Source organism: Enterobacter sp. JBIWA008 (assembly GCF_019968765.1).
Taxonomy (GTDB): Bacteria; Pseudomonadota; Gammaproteobacteria; order Enterobacterales; family Enterobacteriaceae; genus Enterobacter.
In genome coordinates this window covers 2,933,926-2,952,505 of the sequence record NZ_CP074149.1, presented here as the reverse complement: position 1 = coordinate 2,952,505, position 18,580 = coordinate 2,933,926, and the positions used below count along the sequence as shown (strand labels likewise).

Below are 18,580 nucleotides of genomic sequence, written 5' to 3'. Positions count from 1 at the left end.
CTGTTATTTATAGTAAAATTTAGTCAATAAGACATATAGCTTATGCGTTTAGGGTCAGGTGGTCGAAGAGATATCCGTAAACTAAATTCTCAATAACCCCCCTCAGAGGAACCTTAAGCGGGGCTAACATCTTGAACAGCAAAAATAAAATGTGGCAAGGGAACGGAGACGTCTTCTGGAGGGTGGTAAATGAAAAGAAAACTTCTTTTGATCTGCACAGGCACATTACTGGCTGCGACAACGGCGCATCAGGCGCTGGCCGTCACCAGCAGCGGCACCATCGGCGCGACCCTGACGCTGACAAACGGGTGTCTGATAAACGGCTCGCCCGCGCAAAGTGGCATTAACTTCGGTACGCTCGATTTCGGTACCCATCCGGCAACCTTTTCCACGCTTACGACGCAGCTGAGCGGCGCCAGCGGCGGAAACACCTTCACCATTCAATGTACGACCGCCAGCTATACGGTGGCGATCGTCGGCAACACCAACTCCACGGCCCCCGGCACTGTTGTCGGCACGCCGGGCACCCCTGCGCGCTATCTGGTTAATACGGCCAACGCGGCACAGGGCGTGGCTTACAGCCTGTACAGCGACAGCGGGTTTAACACCGTGATTGCCAATAACGCCGCGCTGCCGATCGCGTCCACGGCGGGTGGGGTGGACAGTTACACCCTCTACGGACGGATTACCGGCGGCGGTAACAGCGTGACGGTCGTCCCGGGAACCTACACCGACACGATTAACGTCAGCGTTACCTATTAGTCCCGAACCGCCATGAAGGCATCTCTCACAGGTCTGCGCAAACGCGCAGAGGGACGCGTGCAGCCTTTTTTCGCGCTGATCGTCGGATTGCTGATGATGCCCACGGCGGGGGCGGTGACATCCCAGTCGTTTAAGGTCAGCGCGACGATTGTACCGGGATGCGCCGTGGCAACCGGTAGCGGAGGGCTTCTCGGTACGCTGGATTTTGGCACCCATAACGGCGTCGAGAGCGCGCCGGTCAGCACCAGCTTTGTGCCAAACGGGGCGTTGTCTATCGCCTGTACGCCGGGCGTGGCGCTGAGCATGAGCATTAATGGCGGTCAAAATTACTCATCCGTTCGCCGGATGAAACGCTCGAACGGCGCCGACGTGGTGCCATACCGGCTCTACAGCAGCAGCTCGCTGGCCGCGAACAGCGAAATTGGCGTCAACCAGGCGATCGCGGTGACCTATACCAACAGCAACAACATCGCGCTGCCGCTTTTTGGCGTGGCGCTACTGACCGGTTTTAGTCCGGCGGGAACCTATTCCGATCAGCTCACCGTGACCTTGTCATGGTAATAAAGGGAGAGTGTTGATGAAGCCATTTTTCAGACCGGTTTGTCTGGCGGGCGCATTGGGCATGGCTGCGGTCACCGGCCAGGCGCAGGCGGCGGCCACCATCCTGCTCTGGCCGATCGACCCGTGGCTCGCTGCGGGCGCCAACGCCACGGAACTGTGGATCCAGAACCAGGGAAACAGCGCCACGACGATGCAGGTTCGCATCGTGCGCTGGAAGCAGGAGGACGGACACGAGCGTTATACCGCGCAGCAGGACGTGGTCGCCAGCCCGCCGATCGTCACGATTGGCACAGGCAGCAAGCAGCTTATTCGCCTTATCAAACAGGCTCCGGTTCCCGCAGGCGTCGAACAGGCTTACCGCATTATCGTCGATGAAATTCCCCAGCCTGATGTCAAAACCGAACCCGCCATCGGCCTCAAATTGCAGATGCGTTACTCCATCCCTCTGTTCGTATATGGACAGGGGATCCCGACCCTCAAAGAGGGCGCGCACCACGCGCTGGCGGAAACCCAAAACCTGAGCTGGCGGGTGACGCAGGCGGAGGGAAAGCCTGCGCTGGAGGTCAGAAATCGGGGGGATGTCCACGTCAGGCTGAGCCAGGTGGCGCTGGAGCAGGGAGGTCAGAAACGCACGGTAGCGGAAGGATTGCTGGGTTACGTCCTTCCGGGCAGCACCCGCAGCTGGCCAATACCCGCTGGCGTTCGACAGCCAGAGCGGATGAGCGCGCAGATTAATGCCAGGGACGCACAATGGCAGTCGACGCCCGTCAACTGAAGCCGGCGATGATGATACTGCTATGCGTCAGTTCCGCGACTCTGGCCGAGCCCGGCGACGACAGTTTACCGCCACCTCCCCAGGCGCAGGCGATAAATGATGAAGCGGTTTTCCAGCTTGCTCTCGTGCTCAACCACTACGATACCGGCCTGGTCGTGCCCGTGACGCAGCGTAAAGGCGCTTTCTTTATCTCCAGCGCCGATTTGCTGCGCGCGGGGCTGCCCCCGGCGCATGTTCCCACCGGAGAGGTAAATCTCTCCTCGCTTGCTCAGGTTCGGGTGGAGTACGACAGCGCAGCGCAGCGCCTGCTGCTGACCGTTCCCCGCGACTGGGTCGCGTCCCGCGTGACGCCTTTCAGCGCGCAAGCGGCGCAGGCCAAACCGCACTACGGGCGCGGGGCCTGCTGAATTACGATCTCTACACCAACCACACGGAACATATCGGCGGTCAGGCGTCGCTCTGGCATGAGTTCCGCTACTTCAACGAGAACGGCTCGTTTTCCTCCACCGGTTACGCGCGGGAAAATTTCACCAGTAACCACGGTCAGCAGGAAGGGTATGTTCGCTATGACACGACCCTGCTGTTCACTAACGAAGATGACGCGATGAGCTGGAGCGCCGGGGATGTGATCAGCGATGCCCTGAGCTGGAGCTCCAGCGTGCGGATGGGTGGGATAAGCGTCGGACGGGATTTCTCCCTGCGTCCTGACCTGGTGACATGGCCGCTGCCCGAGTTTGCGGGGGAAGCCGCGGTACCCACTTCGGTCGATCTCTTTATCAACGGCTATCGCTCCGGCTCTACCCAGCTTCAGCCGGGCCCCTTCACCCTGACTAATCTGCCCTATATCAACGGCGCCGGGGATGCGGTACTGGTCACAACGGATGCGCTGGGGCGCCAGGTAAGCACCACGCTACCGTTTTACGTCACCAGCGACCTGCTCAAACAAGGGCTGAGCGACGGCGCCGTGACGCTCGGCAGCCTGAGGCGTAATTACGGTATCAAGAATTTTGACTACGGTTCAGCCGCAGGCAGCGGCTCGTATCGCTACGGAATCACGGACTGGCTAACGCTGGAGGGTCACGCGGAAGGGGCGCAGGAGCTGGCGCTGGGCGGCGCGGGGACGGTAATAAAACTTGGCCAGTTTGGCGTGGTGAATACCTCTTACTCGCAAAGCCGCATGCGCGGAGATGCGGGCGGGCAAATCAACTGGGGGTACCAGTACAGTACCAGCGAGTTTAGCGTCGCCACCCAGCACACGCGTCGCGACCGCGGCTTTGGCAATCTGGCCCTTTACGACCAGCCGACGGTGTATGACGAAAACGATAAGCCCATCGCCAGCTTTAGCCGTAATACGGACCAGTATTCTCTGACCTTCAATATGGGACGATACGGCAACATCGGTGCGGCCTGGATCGGCGTGGAGAGTTTTGACAGTCAAAAAACCGAGCTGCTTAATCTCTCCTGGAGCCGCAATCTGTGGGGGGCAAGCAGCATTTACCTGGCCGGCAGCCGGGATCGGCAGCGGGGAGTCTGGACGGTCGCGCTGTCGCTGCAGGTGCCGCTGGGCGCGCGCGACAGCGCTGCCGTCACCGTTGAAAACACCCCGGATGCCGGTAGTACCCAACGCATTAACTACAACCACTCCATGCCTTCTGACGGTGGGTTCAACTGGAACATGGCCTGGGCCAACCAGTCCAGATCCAGCGATTATCAGCAGGGCACGCTGGGCTGGCGCAACAACAACGTTGAGCTGCAGGGCGGCGCCTATGGCGAAAGGGACATGATGACCTGGTGGGGCGAGGCGATGGGTTCCGTTGTGCTTATGGACGGCGAGCTGTTCGCTGCGAATAAGATCAACGATGCGTTTGTGGTCATCAGTACCGACGGCCACCCGGACGTGCCCGTCAGCTATGAGAACCAGCCCGTCGGTAAAACCAATAACAACGGCTACCTGCTGGTCAGCGGAGTGTCGGCGTATTACCCGGCAAGCTACCGGATTGATACCCTGAACCTGCCGGCGGATACCCGTCTGAAAGAGACCGAACGCCGGATCGCGATTCGGCGTCACAGCGGCTATCTGGTTGATTTTCCGATGGAGCAGGAGCGGGTGGCCAGCGTCATTCTGCATGATGCGCACGGGCAGGCGCTGCCGGTGGGAAGCCAGGTCCGACGCGTCTCGCGCAGCAATGCGGTGGTGGGGTATGACGGCATCGCCTGGCTGGAGAATCTCAGCGATGTTAACCCGCTCGAGGTGATAGCACCTGACGGGAGACGCTGCAGGACTACCCTGACGGTGGGGGCTAATCCGGAGCACAAGCTGAAAACCTACGGGCCGCTGGTTTGCCGGGAGGAACCATGACGCGCCTGCTGCTGTTGATCCTGCTGCTGTTCTCCGGCGGCGGCTGGGCGGCGTGTACCGTCAGTACGGTTAATGCGTCGTTTGGCAGCGTCACCTCGTTCGCGCTCAGCGGAACCGGGGAAGTTCAAACCACCGGCACGCTGGTGGTGGCCTGCGATGCCGTACTGAATCTGCTGACAAGCGACTCGGTAACGCTGACCTACACCGCTGCATCGGTTTCGGGCAGCAGCCGGGCCACGATGAAACGCACGGATAATGCGGCCATCACGGACGTTATCCCCACCCGGCTGTGCGGATTATCGGGATGCGCGAGCAGCAGCGAGGTACAGATAAGTAAATCGTATACCTGGAGCGGGAATACCCTGCTGGGGTTGCTGGGGTCAAAGCAGTACAACATTCCGCTCTATTTCCGCACCGTCGCCGGGCAAAACGTCACTGCCGGGCCATATCAGGTGCAGTTAACCTTCAGCATTAACTACAGCGTGTGCTCCGTGGGCGCGCTCGGCATTTGCACAATCAATCAGACGGGAACCGCGACAACAAGCATCCTGTTAGATATGACCGTGACCAACGACTGCAGCGCCATGACCACGCCGGACGTAAACTTCAACAGCGCACCGCTGGTACAAAGTTTTCCTACGGTCTCGCAGGCGATTGCCGTCACATGTACCAAAGGAAGTACGTATACCATCGGCATCAATAACGGTGCCAACGCGCTGAACAACGTGCGGCGTATGGTGAGCGGCAGCAACGCCATGAGCTACGACATCTACAAGGAAGCCACCGGTAACCGCTGGGGCGGCAGCGGCAGCGAGCGCTGGTCCAGCGCGGTATCGTCGCAGGTCAGCACCGACGGTTTACTGCGTACCTACAACTACACCGCGAAAGTCCTGACCAATCAGGCCACGCCACCCGCCGGGACCTACACCGACACGCTGATTGTCGACGTGGCGTTTTAACCCCGCGCTTTTCCCTTTCTCAAATGTAAAGTTCCTGTGGGCAGTGCCGATAACACCGTTAATAAATCTATGAGAAGGTGTTGTATGTTGAACCGTATCCGCGTTGTCACAATGCTCATGATGGTGCTGGTCATTTTCGCACTTCTTCAGCTCATCTCCGGCGGGCTTTTTTTCTCGTCATTAAAACAGAACCAGGACAGCTTCGCGGCCTCGAACGATCTCCGCCTGCAGCAGAGTGAACTCACGTCGACGTGGGATCTGATGCTGCAAACGCGTATCAACCTGAGCCGCTCGTCCGCGCGCATGATGATGGATCCCAACAATCAGCAGAGCAGCGCGAAAACCGATCTGTTGAAAAATGCCCGTGCCACCCTTGCTGACGCCGCTAAACATTACGACGCCTTCAAAAAGATCGCCCCGCAGCCTGCCATGGAGCAGGTGAGCCAGAATATCGATGAAAAATACAATGCCTACCATACCGGTCTTGCAGAGCTGATTCAGTTCCTGGAGAGCGGCAACATGGACGCCTATTTCGCGCAGCCGACGCAGGGGATGCAAAACGCACTCGGCGCGGCGCTGGGGGAATACGCGAAGACCAGTGGCGATCTCTATCACTCGGCCTTTAGCGCAAGCCAGAATGACTACCGTTTTGCAAAATGGCAGATGGCCGTGCTGGCGCTGGCGCTGGTCATTGTTCTGGTCGCTGTCTGGTACGGCATTCGCCATATCCTGCTGAATCCTCTCGGTCGCGTCATTGCCCACATTCGCGAAATTGCCGACGGTGACCTGACCAAAACGCTGACCGTTTCCGGGCGCAATGAGATCACCGAGCTGGCGAACAGCGTTGACCATATGCAGCGTTCGTTAATCGAAACCGTCGCTAACGTGCGCAACGGGTCGGAGGCTATCTACACCGGCACCAGCGAAATTGCGATGGGAAATAACGATCTCTCATCCCGTACCGAGCAGCAGGCGTCCGCCCTGGAAGAGACGGCCGCCAGCATGGAGCAGCTCACCGCGACCGTGAAGCAGAATGCCGATAACGCCCGCCAGGCGTCTCAGCTGGCGGAAAGCGCGTCCGAGACGGCGCAGCGCGGCGGTCGCGTGGTGGATGGCGTGGTGAAAACCATGCACGAAATCGCCGACAGCTCGAAGAAAATCGCCGACATCATCAGCGTTATCGACGGCATTGCCTTCCAGACCAACATTCTGGCGCTGAACGCCGCCGTGGAAGCGGCGCGCGCGGGAGAGCAGGGGCGCGGGTTTGCCGTGGTGGCAGGGGAAGTGCGCAACCTGGCCAGCCGCAGCGCCAACGCGGCAAAAGAGATCAAGTCGCTGATTGAAGATTCCGTCTCCCGCGTGGATACCGGCTCCGTGCTGGTGGAAAGCGCCGGGGAGACCATGAATGACATCGTGAATGCCGTTACCCGCGTGACGGACATCATGGGTGAAATCGCCTCTGCGTCTGATGAGCAGAGTCGTGGTATCGACCAGGTTGCCCTGGCGGTATCGGAAATGGATCGCGTGACACAACAAAACGCCGCGCTGGTGCAGGAGTCCGCTGCGGCGGCCGCTGCCCTGGAAGCCCAGGCGAGCAGTCTGAAAATGGCCGTCTCGGCGTTTCGTCTCGCTTCACTCGCTGGAAACACGGTCACCCCGCAGGCGACGTATCGCGCGCCAGCCGCTGAACCGGCTGCAAACCGTACGCGCACCTCGACGACCGGACAAGATGAAAACTGGGAAACATTTTGACTGACAATTAAACCGCGGCTGCTTGCCGCTTGATGGGAGCGTGGATGTTAAATCGTATTCGTATCTCGACCACACTGTTTTTGATTCTGATCCTTTGCGGTGTGTTGCAGGTTGGCAGTAACGGGTTGTCTTTTTGGGCGTTTCGCGATGGCTATCAGAATTTGCAGGAAGTTGAGGCGAGTAATCAGCAGCGCTCCGCACTGGCACAAACGCGTGCCGTGCTGTTGCAGGCAAGCACTGCGCTGAACAAGGCAGGAACCCTAACCGCGCTGAGCTATCCGCCGGATGACATTAAAGCGCTAATGGCGACCGCGCGCGACAGCCTGAAACAGGCTGACGCACAGTTTAAGGCCTTTACGGCGCAGGCCGCCGACAGCGAGAAAGAGAAAGCGCTGAAGGCCGCGATGAAGACGAACTTTGAGCAGTGGTACAGCGACCTGGACCATCAGGCGACGTGGCTTGAGAACAACCAGCTGTCGGACTTTATGACCGCACCGGTTCAGGCGTCTCAGGCGGCGTTTGACGGCAGCTTTAACGCGTGGCAGCAGGATATTAACCAGTCCGTTCAGCGTGCCGGTGAACAGAGCCGTCAAAGCTATCACATGTCGGGCGTCATCTTTGCCGTGGTTGTGATTCTGGCAGGGTTGCTGACCGGCGCCGCGCTGCTCTGGTCGCGCAGAATGATTGTGCAGCCGCTGGCAATCATCAGCAGCCATTTCGACAGTATTGCGAAAGGCGACCTGGCGCGTCCGGTAGCGGTGTTCGGCAAGAACGAAATTTCGGCGATCTTTGCCAGCCTGAAGGCGATGCAGGGATCGCTGCGGGAAACGGTATCCGACGTGCGGCAGGGCAGTTATGCCATGCACACCGGGATCTCAGAGATTGCGGCGGGTAACAACGATCTCTCATCCCGCACCGAGCAGCAGGCGGCCTCGCTGGCGCAGACGGCGGCAAGCATGGAGCAGCTGACCGCAACAGTGAGTCAGAACGCCGATAACGCGCGTCAGGCGTCTGACCTGTCAAAACAGGCGGCGATGACGGCGAAGAAAGGCGGTGACCAGGCGTCCCATGTCGCCAGCACCATGCAGGAGATCGCCACCAGTTCACAGAAAATTGGTGACATCATCAGCGTGATTGACGGTATCGCGTTCCAGACCAACATTCTGGCGCTGAATGCCGCGGTTGAAGCGGCGCGCGCCGGGGAACAGGGGCGCGGGTTTGCGGTGGTGGCGGGTGAAGTGCGTAACCTGGCGAGCCGCAGCGCCAACGCGGCGAAAGAGATTAAGGTACTGATTGAAGAGTCGGTCTCGCGCGTTCAGCAGGGCTCAACGCTGGTGGATACGGCGGCGAAAACCATGCTCGAGATCGTCACCTCCGTCACGCGGGTTAACGACATCATGGGCGAGATTGCCTCGGCGTCGGACGAACAGCGTCGCGGCATTGAGCAGGTTGCCCAGGCCGTCAGCCAGATGGATCAGGTGACGCAACAGAACGCATCGTTAGTTGAGGAAGCGGCAGCGGCAACCGATCAGCTGGCCAGCCAGGCGGATCGTCTGACCGGACTGGTCGCGGTATTTAATGTGAAAGAGCACGTTGAAGCAGTAACAGAAGTCGGGCGGTCGCAGGCCGTGCCAGTTGTATCCTGAATGTAATTAAGAAGGCGCTATGACATCACCAATGCCCCCTGGGCAAACGTCATTATTGTTGCAGATGACACAGCGCCTCGCGCTGTCCGACGCGCATTTTCGTCGGATATGTCAGTTAATCTACCAGCGTGCGGGGATCGTGCTTGCGGATCATAAGCGGGACATGGTCTACAACCGTCTGGTGCGGCGCTTGCGTACGCTGGGGCTGGATGATTTTGGCCGCTATCTGAGCATGCTCGAGGCGAACCAGAACAGCGCAGAGTGGCAGGCTTTTATTAACTCGTTAACCACCAACCTGACGGCGTTTTTCCGTGAAGCTCACCACTTCCCGGTACTGGCCGAGCACGCACGCCGTCGCACCGGGGAGTATCGCGTATGGAGTGCGGCCGCCTCAACGGGTGAAGAGCCGTACTCGCTGGCGATCACCCTTGCTGACACCCTGGGCATGACGCCCGGACGCTGGAAAGTTTACGCCAGCGATATCGATACCGAGGTGCTGGAGAAGGCGCGTAACGGTGTTTATCGCCAGGATGAACTGAAAACGCTGTCTCCGCAGCAGATGCAGCGTTATTTCATGCGTGGGACGGGCCCGCATGAAGGCCTGGTACGCGTACGCCAGGAGCTGGCGAACTGCGTCGAATTCGCGCCCGTAAACCTGCTGGATAAGCAGTACAACGTGCCGGGGCCGTTCGACGCCATTTTTTGCCGTAACGTCATGATCTATTTTGATAAAACGACGCAACAGGACATTCTGCGTCGGTTTGTTCCGTTGCTCAAGCCTGACGGTTTACTGTTTGCCGGGCACTCGGAAAACTTCAGCAACCTCGCGCGTGAGTTTAGCCTGCGTGGGCAAACGGTATATGCGCTGAGTAAGGAAAAAGCATGAGTAAAATCAGGGTGTTGTCTGTCGATGATTCAGCGCTGATGCGTCAGATCATGACTGAAATTATCAATAGCCACAGCGACATGGAGATGGTGGCCACTGCGCCCGATCCGCTGGTAGCGCGGGATTTAATTAAAAAATATAACCCCGACGTGCTGACGCTGGATGTCGAGATGCCGCGCATGGACGGCATAGATTTCCTCGAAAAATTAATGCGGCTTCGGCCTATGCCGGTGGTGATGGTCTCCTCCCTGACCGGCAAAGGATCGGAAATCACCCTGAGGGCGCTGGAGCTGGGGGCGGTAGATTTTGTCACCAAGCCGCAGCTCGGTATTCGCGAAGGGATGCTGGCCTACAGCGAAATGATCGCGGAGAAGATCCGCACCGCGTCGCGCGCGAAGCTTGCCGCCCACACGCCATTGGCTGCGCCTGCGACCCTGAAGGCCGGTCCGTTACTCAGCTCGGAAAAACTGCTGGTGATTGGGGCGTCAACCGGAGGAACAGAGGCAATTCGTCATGTACTCCAGCCATTGCCGCTTTCAAGTCCGGGTATTCTGATCACTCAGCATATGCCGCCAGGCTTTACCCGTTCGTTCGCCGAACGCCTGAACAAGCTGTGCCAGATCAGCGTGAAAGAGGCGGAAGACGGCGAGCGCGTGCTCCCGGGACATGCCTATATCGCCCCGGGCGACAGGCATATGGAGCTGTCGCGCAGCGGCGCTAACTATCAAATCAAAATTCATGATGGACCGCCGGTTAACCGGCACCGTCCGTCGGTGGATGTGCTGTTTCATTCGGTGGCGAAACATGCGGGGCGCAACGCCGTTGGGGTGATCCTGACGGGGATGGGCAACGATGGTGCCGCCGGAATGCTTGCAATGCACCAGGCTGGCGCCTGGACGATTGCGCAGAATGAAGCAAGTTGTGTGGTGTTCGGCATGCCGCGCGAGGCCATCAATATGGGTGGCGTGAGCGAAGTGGTCGATCTTAGCCAGGTAAGCCAGCAGATGCTGGCGAAAATCAGTGCCGGACAGGCAATACGTATTTGACTCAGGAGTATTATTTTATGGCGGATAAAGAGCTTAAGTTTTTGGTTGTGGATGACTTTTCCACCATGCGTCGCATCGTGCGCAACCTGCTGAAAGAGCTGGGCTTCAACAACGTTGAAGAAGCAGAAGACGGCGTTGATGCGCTGAACAAACTGCAGGCTGGCGGGTTTGGTTTTGTTATCTCCGACTGGAACATGCCAAACATGGACGGTCTGGAACTGCTGAAAACCATTCGTGCCGATGCGGGAATGGCCTCTATGCCGGTTCTGATGGTCACTGCAGAAGCGAAAAAAGAGAACATCATTGCCGCTGCACAGGCGGGTGCAAGCGGCTATGTGGTGAAGCCATTCACCGCGGCAACCCTGGAAGAGAAGCTCGGTAAGATCTTCGAGAAACTCGGCATGTGAGGTGATGGAAATGTTGCAACCTGCTATGAAACCCGTTGAAGAACACTCGCCGAGCGATATCATCGTCCGCATCGGCAGCCTGACGCGCATGCTGCGTGACAGCCTGCGTGAGCTAGGGCTGGATCAGGCGATTGCCGAAGCGGCGGAAGCCATTCCTGATGCCCGCGATCGTCTGGACTACGTTGTGCAGATGACCGCTCAGGCCGCGGAACGTGCGCTGAACAGCGTTGAAGCGTCACAGCCGCACCAGGATGCGATGGAAAAGGGGGCGAAAGCGCTGAGCAAACGCTGGGACGAGTGGTTTGAGAACCCTATCGAGCTGGCGGATGCCCGCGAGCTGGTCACGGATACCCGTCAGTACCTGGGTGATGTGCCGGGCCACACCAGCTTTACCAATGCCCAGCTGCTGGACATCATGATGGCGCAGGATTTCCAGGACCTGACCGGTCAGGTGATCAAGCGCATGATGGATGTTATCCAGGAGATTGAGCGTCAGCTGCTGATGGTTCTGCTGGAGAACATTCCGGAACCGGCAGCCCGTCCAAAACGCGAGAACGAAAGCCTGCTCAATGGTCCTCAGCTCGACGCCAGCAAAGCGGGCGTTGTGGCAAGCCAGGATCAGGTCGACGACCTGCTGGACAGCCTCGGCTTCTGACCGTCTGTTCCGCCTCAGGGGGTTTACGCCGCCTGAGGCGGTTTACGATAAAATCACCGAAAAGAGCCCGAATAAACGGGCTTTTCCCGCCATTGGATTTCCGCTGCGCTGGCATGATACCCGTGACGTAATGGGCTGAGCATGCACTGTGGCAGAAGAGAACGACGACAAAACGGAAGCCCCCACACCCCACCGACTAGAAAAGGCGCGTGAGGAAGGGCAGATCCCCCGATCCCGAGAATTGACCTCCCTGCTGATCCTTATCGTGGGGGTGTGCATTATCTGGTGGGGCGGGGAGTCGCTCGCCCGCAAGCTGGCGGGGATGTTGTCCACCGGCTTACGTTTTGACCACAGCATGGTCAACGATCCGAATCTGATCCTCAGCCAGATTATTCAGCTTATTAAAGGGGCCATGGCCGCGCTGTTGCCCCTGATTACCGGGGTTGTGCTGGTCGCGCTGGTCTCTCCGGTGATGCTCGGCGGTCTGGTTTTTAGTACCAAATCGCTGCAACCGAAATTTTCCAAACTGAACCCGCTGTCGGGCATTGCGAAAATGTTCTCTGCGCAGACCGGGGCTGAGCTGCTCAAAGCCATTCTCAAATCGGTGCTGATGGGTAGTTCCGCGGGGTTTTACCTCTGGTACCACTGGCCGGAAATGATGCGTCTCATCAGCGAATCGCCTCTCAGCGCGATGAGCAACGCGCTGAATCTGGTCGGGCTCTGCGCGCTGCTGGTGGTGCTCAGCATTATCCCGATGGTGGGTTTTGACGTGATCTTCCAGCTTTATACCCACTTCAAAAAACTGCGCATGTCACGTCAGGATATTCGTGACGAATATAAGCAGATGGAAGGTGACCCGCACGTGAAGGGACGCATCCGTCAGATGCAGCGTGCCGCCGCCCGTCGCCGCATGATGGAAGATGTGCCGAAGGCCGACGTCATTGTTACCAACCCGACACACTATTCCGTTGCGCTGCGCTATGACGAAAACAAAATGAGCGCGCCGAAAGTGGTGGCGAAAGGGGCGGGTCTGATAGCACTTCGTATCCGTGAGATTGGTACTGAAAACCGTGTGCCAATCCTTGAAGCTCCTCCGCTGGCGCGTGCCCTGTACCGTCATGCGGAAATTGGACAACAGATCCCCGGACAACTTTACGCCGCCGTGGCGGAAGTGCTGGCCTGGGTATGGCAGTTGAAGCGCTGGCGCCTGGCCGGCGGTCAACGGCCTGTGAAACCTGAGAACCTTCCGGTGCCTGAAGCGCTGGATTTTTTGAACGAGAAGGACACTGATGGCTAATCTGGTGGCAATGTTGCGCCTGCCCGGCAACCTGAAATCGACCCAATGGCAGATCCTTGCCGGACCGATTCTGATCCTGCTAATTCTGTCGATGATGGTATTGCCGCTCCCGGCGTTCATCCTCGATTTGCTTTTCACTTTCAATATTGCGCTGTCCATTATGGTGCTGCTGGTGGCGATGTTCACCCAGCGTACCCTGGAGTTCGCCGCGTTCCCGACCATTCTGCTGTTTACCACCTTGCTACGACTGGCGCTGAACGTGGCGTCCACGCGTATCATCCTGATGGAAGGCCACACCGGTGCGGCAGCGGCAGGTAAAGTGGTGGAAGCGTTCGGCCACTTCCTGGTGGGCGGCAATTTCGCTATCGGTATCGTGGTGTTCGTTATCCTCGTTATCATCAACTTTATGGTTATCACCAAAGGTGCAGGACGTATCGCGGAAGTCGGCGCGCGTTTTGTGCTGGACGGGATGCCGGGCAAGCAGATGGCGATCGACGCCGACCTCAACGCCGGTCTTATCGCCGAAGATGAAGCCAAAAAACGCCGTTCGGAAGTGACGCAGGAAGCGGACTTCTACGGCTCCATGGACGGTGCGAGTAAGTTTGTGCGCGGTGACGCCATCGCGGGCATTCTGATCATGGTGATTAACGTGGTCGGCGGCCTGCTGGTGGGGGTATTGCAGCACGGTATGGACATGGGCCACGCGGCGGAAAGCTATACGCTGCTGACCATTGGTGACGGACTGGTCGCGCAGATCCCGGCGCTGGTTATCTCTACTGCGGCGGGTGTGATTGTGACTCGCGTGAGTACCGATCAGGACGTTGGCGAGCAGATGGTGGGCCAGCTCTTCAGCAATCCGCGCGTGATGCTGCTGGCCGCTGCGGTTCTGGGTTTACTCGGCCTGGTGCCGGGTATGCCAAACCTGGTGTTCCTGCTGTTTACGGCGGGTCTGCTGGGGCTTGCCTGGTGGATGCGTGGCCGCGAAATCACACCGGCAGCAGAACCTGTTCAGGTAAAAATGCCGGAGAATAACCAGGCCGTAGAAGCGACCTGGAACGACGTTCAGCTGGAAGATTCCCTGGGTATGGAAGTGGGCTATCGCCTGATTCCGATGGTCGATTTCCAGCAGGATGGCGAGCTGCTTGGCCGTATCCGCAGTATCCGTAAAAAATTCGCGCAGGATATGGGCTTCCTGCCGCCGGTTGTCCACATCCGCGACAACATGGACCTGCCGCCCGCGCGCTATCGCATTCTGATGAAAGGTGTCGAAATTGGCAGCGGTGATGCCTATCCAGGCCGCTGGCTGGCGATTAACCCGGGCACCGCCGCAGGCACGCTGCCGGGCGAGCAAACCATCGATCCGGCCTTTGGCCTGGCCGCTATCTGGATTGAAAGTGCCCTGAAAGAGCAGGCGCAAATCCAGGGGTATACGGTTGTTGAAGCCAGTACCGTGGTGGCGACCCACCTTAACCACCTGATTGGGCAATTCTCGGCAGAGCTGTTTGGCCGTCAGGAAGCGCAGCAGCTGCTGGACCGCGTCACGCAAGAGATGCCGAAGCTGACGGAAGATCTGGTTCCGGGCGTGGTGACCTTAACCACGCTGCACAAGGTGCTGCAAAACCTGCTCGAAGAAAAGGTGCCGATCCGCGATATGCGCACCATTCTCGAAACCCTTGCCGAGCATGCGCCGATACAAAACGATCCGCACGAGCTGACGGCGGTGGTGCGCGTGGCGCTGGGGCGTGCGATCACCCAGCAGTGGTTCCCGGGAACCGGGGAAGTGCAGGTCATTGGCCTCGATACGCCGCTTGAACGTTTGCTGCTGCAGGCCCTTCAGGGCGGGGGCGGCCTGGAGCCGGGCCTGGCGGACCGTCTGCTGGCGCAAACGCAGGAGGCGCTGGCGCGCCAGGAGATGCTGGGCGCACCGCCGGTGCTGCTGGTGAACCATGCGCTGCGTCCGCTGCTGTCGCGCTTCTTGCGTCGTAGCCTGAATCAGCTGGTCGTGCTGTCGAATCTGGAGCTGTCGGATAACCGTCATATCCGCATGACCGCGACGATTGGAGGAAAATAATGCGTAAATGGCTCTGGATTTTGCTTTTCCCGCTGGCGGCGCAGGCTGCCGGGGAGGGCTCCTGGCAGGCAAGCAGCATGGGGGTGACCCTCAGCAACCGTGGCGTTGCCATGTCTTCTAACTCGCTGTCGCCTTCTGAAGGCGTTTCCGGTCAGATGGGTCTTGTGGTCTGGAATTACCGGCTGATTGGCCCTACGCCAGCGGGCTTGCGGGTGCGCCTCTGTTCTCAGACGCGCTGCACGGAAATCGACGGCGAAAATGGCACAACGCAGGCATTCAACGGCGTACCGGCCATTGAACCTTTGCGTTTTATCTGGGAAGTACCGGGCGGGGGACGCTTAATCCCGGCACTGAAAGTGCAGAGTAATTCTGTCATCGTGAACTACCGCTAACACCCTGCCTTTTTACCAGCCATCAGGCAATTCTGGTGGCTGGCTCTCAAAATCGACTTCTCATTTTGATCAAATAGAAACGCCGTTTTATAAATCAGTGACGCGCGTGACCTTACTCTTTGTATTTTTGCCATTCACCCGCTATGTAATGGCAGAAACAGAAAGGTATCAACAGGTCGATGCATTTACCGTAGCCGTATAAAAGCTCCCGGACGAGGCTTGATTGCAGGGAGTCTCCTAAAACTGATTAGGGTTGACGGCCATGAAAACACGTAAAATTGGACTCGCGAATTATCTTGCTTACGGGTCAGGTGACTTCCTCGGGGCGGGTACCACCGCCCTGACGGCGGCCTGGCTTTTATATTTTTATACCACCTTCTGCGGGCTCTCACCAATCGAAGCAACGTTCATCTTTGCCGTGGCAAGGGTGCTGGATGCCGTCGTTAGCCCGTTAATGGGGTTTTTAACCGATAATTTTGGTACGACCTGGCTCGGTAAGCGCTTTGGCCGTCGTAAGTTCTTTATCCTGCTGGGGATTCCGTGCGTGTTCAGCTACTCGCTGATGTGGGTTGGGGACATGAGCTTCTGGTACTACCTGCTGACCTATCTGGTGTTTGATATCGTCTACACCATGATTCTGGTGCCGTACGAAACGCTGGTGCCGGAAATGACCGATGACTTTAAACAGAAAACCAAGTTCTCCGGGGCGCGTATCTCTATGGCGCAGATGTCCGCCATTCTGGCTTCCTTCCTGCCGGGGATCCTGTTGACCAGCTTCGGGAAAGACAACGCGGTTTCCTTCTTCTACGCAAGCCTGGTCTTCTCTGTGCTCTGCGCGCTGATGCTGATCTTCGTCTGGTGCTTCACCTGGGAGCGCCCGCGCGAAGAGTGGTCTGAGGCGGCGCTGCGTGCTGAAGAAGAGAAGAAGAATCTGACGATGGGGCAAAGCCTCAACCGCCTGATCGTTGAGCTAAGCTCCACGCTGCGCATCAAGATTTTCCGTCAGCATCTGGGCATGTACCTCGGCGGCTATATCGCGCAGGACGTGTTTAATGCGGTATTCACCTACTACGTGGTGTTCGTGCTGATGCAGGAAGCGTCAATGGCGTCCAGTCTGCTGGGCACGATGGCCATCTTCCAGTTCCTTGCGGTTATCGCCATGATCCCGCTGTGTATCCGCTTCGGGCCAGCGCCGTCCTACCGCATGGTCGTGGTGCTGTTTGGCCTGGCGTCTCTCTCTTACGCCATGCTTTATTACGCTGGCCTGAGCGACGTCTACGCTCTGCTGTTGCTGATCTCTGCGGTGGCTGGGCTGGGGCGCGGCGGTATCAACTATGTGCCATGGAATACCTACACCTACATTGCTGACGTGGATGAAGCGATCACCGGCCAGCGCCGCGAAGGGATCTTCGCGGGCATCATGACCCTGACCCGTAAGGCGTCACAGGCCGGTGCGGTGATGCTGGTGGGCATCGTGATGCAGATGTCCGGCTTTGTCAGCGGTCAGAAAGTGCAGCCTGCGGAAGTGAGCCACACCATTTTGATGATCCTGAGCGTGGGCACCATCCTGGTGCTGTTCTGCGGCTTCCTCGTTTCCCTGCGCTTCAGGCTCAATTTGCAGACCCACAGCACGCTGCGCGAGGAGACCGCGAAAATGCGTGAGTGTGGTTATGCGATGCCAGAGTCAGCGACGCCACACGCCCGCGCCACCGTCGAGATGCTGGCCGGTATGCCCTTTGAGTCACTGTGGGGCAACAACAACATCGGGTATCTGAATCGCAATAAGCCAGCGGCACCTTCGCTAAAGGATCGCGCGGTACTCAATTCGACATACAACAGAGGTTAAGATGATGAAAGTTTGGCCTGTCAAACATAGCCCGTTATTGCGTCAGTCAGAGCGCTTTATCGCCCGGGACGAGCTGAAATCGCTGATTCAAAAGGTGACGCATAGCCTGGTTAATATCCACGATAAAACGGGTGAATTTTTGCTGCGGCTGGATGACGGGCGCGTGATCGACACCAAAGGCTGGGCCGGATGGGAGTGGACGCACGGCGTTGGCCTGTACGGCATCTGGCAGTATTACTGCCAGACCGGCGATGAAGGTATGCGAGACATCATCGACAGCTGGTTTGCCGACCGCTTTGCGGAAGGCGCGACCACCAAAAACGTCAATACCATGTCGCCATTCCTGACGCTGGCTTATCGCTACGAAGAGACCAAAAATCAGGCCTGGCTGCCGTGGCTGGAAAGCTGGGCTGAATGGGCGATGGCCGGGATGCCGCGTACTGAACACGGCGGGATGCAGCACATCACCCTGGCGGAAGAGAACCATCAACAGATGTGGGATGACACGCTGATGATGACGGTGCTACCGCTGGCGAAAATCGGCAAGCTGCTCAATAAACCGGAGTACGTTGAAGAGGCCGTGTATCAGTTCCTGCTGCACGTGCAGAACCTGATGGACCGGGAGACCGGGCTGTGGTTCCACGGCTGGAGTTACGACGGTAATCATAACTTTGCCCGTGCCCGCTGGGCGCGCGGCAACAGCTGGCTCACCATCGTGATCCCGGACTTCCTTGAGCTTGTGGATCTGCCGGAAAACAACGCCGTGCGGCGCTATCTGGTGCAGGTATTGAATGCGCAGATTGCCGCGCTGGCGAAGTATCAGGACGACAGCGGGCTGTGGCACACGCTGCTCGACGATCCACATTCTTATCTTGAGGCGTCCGCCACGGCAGGGTTTGCCTACGGCATTCTGAAAGCCGTGCGCAGGCGCTACGTTGGCGCGGAGTATGCCGAAGTGGCTGAAAAAGCGATTCGCGGTGTCGTCAAGAATATCTCGCCGGAAGGTGAGCTGTTGCAAACGTCGTTCGGCACGGGTATGGGCAGCGATCTTGAGTTTTATCGCCAGATCCCGCTGACGTCGATGCCGTACGGACAGGCGATGGCCATTCTCTGTTTGACGGAATATTTGCGGAAGTATTTCTGATAATAAAAAAACCGGCGCTTGC

Annotated in this window: 15 protein-coding genes and 1 pseudogene; all 16 read left to right on the top strand. The window is 58.3% G+C overall.

Features of this window, described 5'->3' with window-relative positions; all coding sequences use genetic code 11:
• The first annotated feature begins 189 nt into the window (after nt 1-189).
• The 16 genes and pseudogenes from KGP24_RS14240 (at nt 190) to KGP24_RS14165 (ending at nt 18,558) form a co-directional block, all read left to right on the top strand.
• A complete protein-coding gene (locus KGP24_RS14240; protein WP_223560872.1) occupies nt 190-762 on the top strand; it encodes a spore coat protein U domain-containing protein in 573 nt (190 codons plus the stop codon).
• Between the two features lie 12 nt (nt 763-774).
• Nucleotides 775-1,323 (top strand): spore coat U domain-containing protein, encoded by a 549-nt coding sequence (locus KGP24_RS14235; RefSeq protein WP_223560871.1) that lies wholly within the window; start codon nt 775-777, stop codon nt 1,321-1,323.
• Nucleotides 1,324-1,339: 16 nt separating this feature from the next.
• Nucleotides 1,340-2,098 carry a molecular chaperone gene (locus KGP24_RS14230; protein ID WP_223560870.1) on the top strand — a complete coding sequence of 253 codons (759 nt, stop codon included), beginning with the start codon at nt 1,340-1,342 and terminating at the stop codon, nt 2,096-2,098.
• Nucleotides 2,074-4,457: pseudogene (locus KGP24_RS14225) on the top strand (fimbria/pilus outer membrane usher protein). Before KGP24_RS14230 ends, KGP24_RS14225 begins: the two are co-directional and overlap by 25 nt.
• The gene (locus KGP24_RS14220; protein ID WP_223560869.1) at nt 4,454-5,416 is read left to right on the top strand and encodes a spore coat U domain-containing protein; all 963 of its coding nucleotides are present in this window, start codon (nt 4,454-4,456) and stop codon (nt 5,414-5,416) included. The pseudogene KGP24_RS14225 and the gene KGP24_RS14220 overlap by 4 nt, the downstream one beginning before the upstream one ends.
• An 84-nt stretch (nt 5,417-5,500) precedes the next feature.
• Nucleotides 5,501-7,168: a methyl-accepting chemotaxis protein II gene (gene tar, locus KGP24_RS14215; protein ID WP_223560868.1), complete on the top strand. Its 1,668-nt coding sequence runs from the start codon at nt 5,501-5,503 to the stop codon at nt 7,166-7,168.
• Nucleotides 7,169-7,212: 44 nt separating this feature from the next.
• Nucleotides 7,213-8,814 (top strand): methyl-accepting chemotaxis protein IV, encoded by a 1,602-nt coding sequence (gene tap / locus KGP24_RS14210; RefSeq protein ID WP_223560867.1) that lies wholly within the window; start codon nt 7,213-7,215, stop codon nt 8,812-8,814.
• A 19-nt stretch (nt 8,815-8,833) separates the two neighbouring features.
• On the top strand, nt 8,834-9,700 hold the full coding sequence (gene cheR / locus KGP24_RS14205) for a protein-glutamate O-methyltransferase CheR (protein ID WP_223560866.1): 867 nt from the start codon (nt 8,834-8,836) through the stop codon (nt 9,698-9,700).
• Nucleotides 9,697-10,746, top strand: a complete 1,050-nt coding sequence (locus tag KGP24_RS14200; RefSeq protein ID WP_223560865.1) for a chemotaxis response regulator protein-glutamate methylesterase — start codon at nt 9,697-9,699, stop codon at nt 10,744-10,746. Before cheR ends, KGP24_RS14200 begins: the two co-directional genes overlap by 4 nt.
• 17 nt (nt 10,747-10,763) lie before the next feature.
• Nucleotides 10,764-11,153 carry a chemotaxis response regulator CheY gene (gene cheY / locus KGP24_RS14195; RefSeq protein ID WP_008500431.1) on the top strand — a complete coding sequence of 130 codons (390 nt, stop codon included), beginning with the start codon at nt 10,764-10,766 and terminating at the stop codon, nt 11,151-11,153.
• A 10-nt stretch (nt 11,154-11,163) separates the two neighbouring features.
• Nucleotides 11,164-11,808 carry a protein phosphatase CheZ gene (cheZ, locus tag KGP24_RS14190; protein ID WP_023312251.1) on the top strand — a complete coding sequence of 215 codons (645 nt, stop codon included), beginning with the start codon at nt 11,164-11,166 and terminating at the stop codon, nt 11,806-11,808.
• A 148-nt stretch (nt 11,809-11,956) separates the two neighbouring features.
• Nucleotides 11,957-13,105, top strand: coding sequence for a flagellar biosynthesis protein FlhB (flhB, locus tag KGP24_RS14185; RefSeq protein ID WP_223560864.1), 1,149 nt, complete (start codon nt 11,957-11,959; stop codon nt 13,103-13,105).
• On the top strand, nt 13,098-15,176 hold the full coding sequence (gene flhA / locus KGP24_RS14180) for a flagellar biosynthesis protein FlhA (protein ID WP_223560863.1): 2,079 nt from the start codon (nt 13,098-13,100) through the stop codon (nt 15,174-15,176). Before flhB ends, flhA begins: the two co-directional genes overlap by 8 nt.
• Nucleotides 15,176-15,568: a flagellar protein FlhE gene (locus tag KGP24_RS14175; protein WP_223560862.1), complete on the top strand. Its 393-nt coding sequence runs from the start codon at nt 15,176-15,178 to the stop codon at nt 15,566-15,568. The genes flhA and KGP24_RS14175 overlap by 1 nt, the downstream gene beginning before the upstream one ends.
• 262 nt (nt 15,569-15,830) lie before the next feature.
• Nucleotides 15,831-17,414 (top strand): MFS transporter, encoded by a 1,584-nt coding sequence (locus tag KGP24_RS14170; protein ID WP_223560861.1) that lies wholly within the window; start codon nt 15,831-15,833, stop codon nt 17,412-17,414.
• A 4-nt stretch (nt 17,415-17,418) separates the two neighbouring features.
• Nucleotides 17,419-18,558 (top strand): glycoside hydrolase family 105 protein, encoded by a 1,140-nt coding sequence (locus KGP24_RS14165; RefSeq protein ID WP_223563506.1) that lies wholly within the window; start codon nt 17,419-17,421, stop codon nt 18,556-18,558.
• The last annotated feature ends 22 nt before the right edge of the window (nt 18,559-18,580 follow it).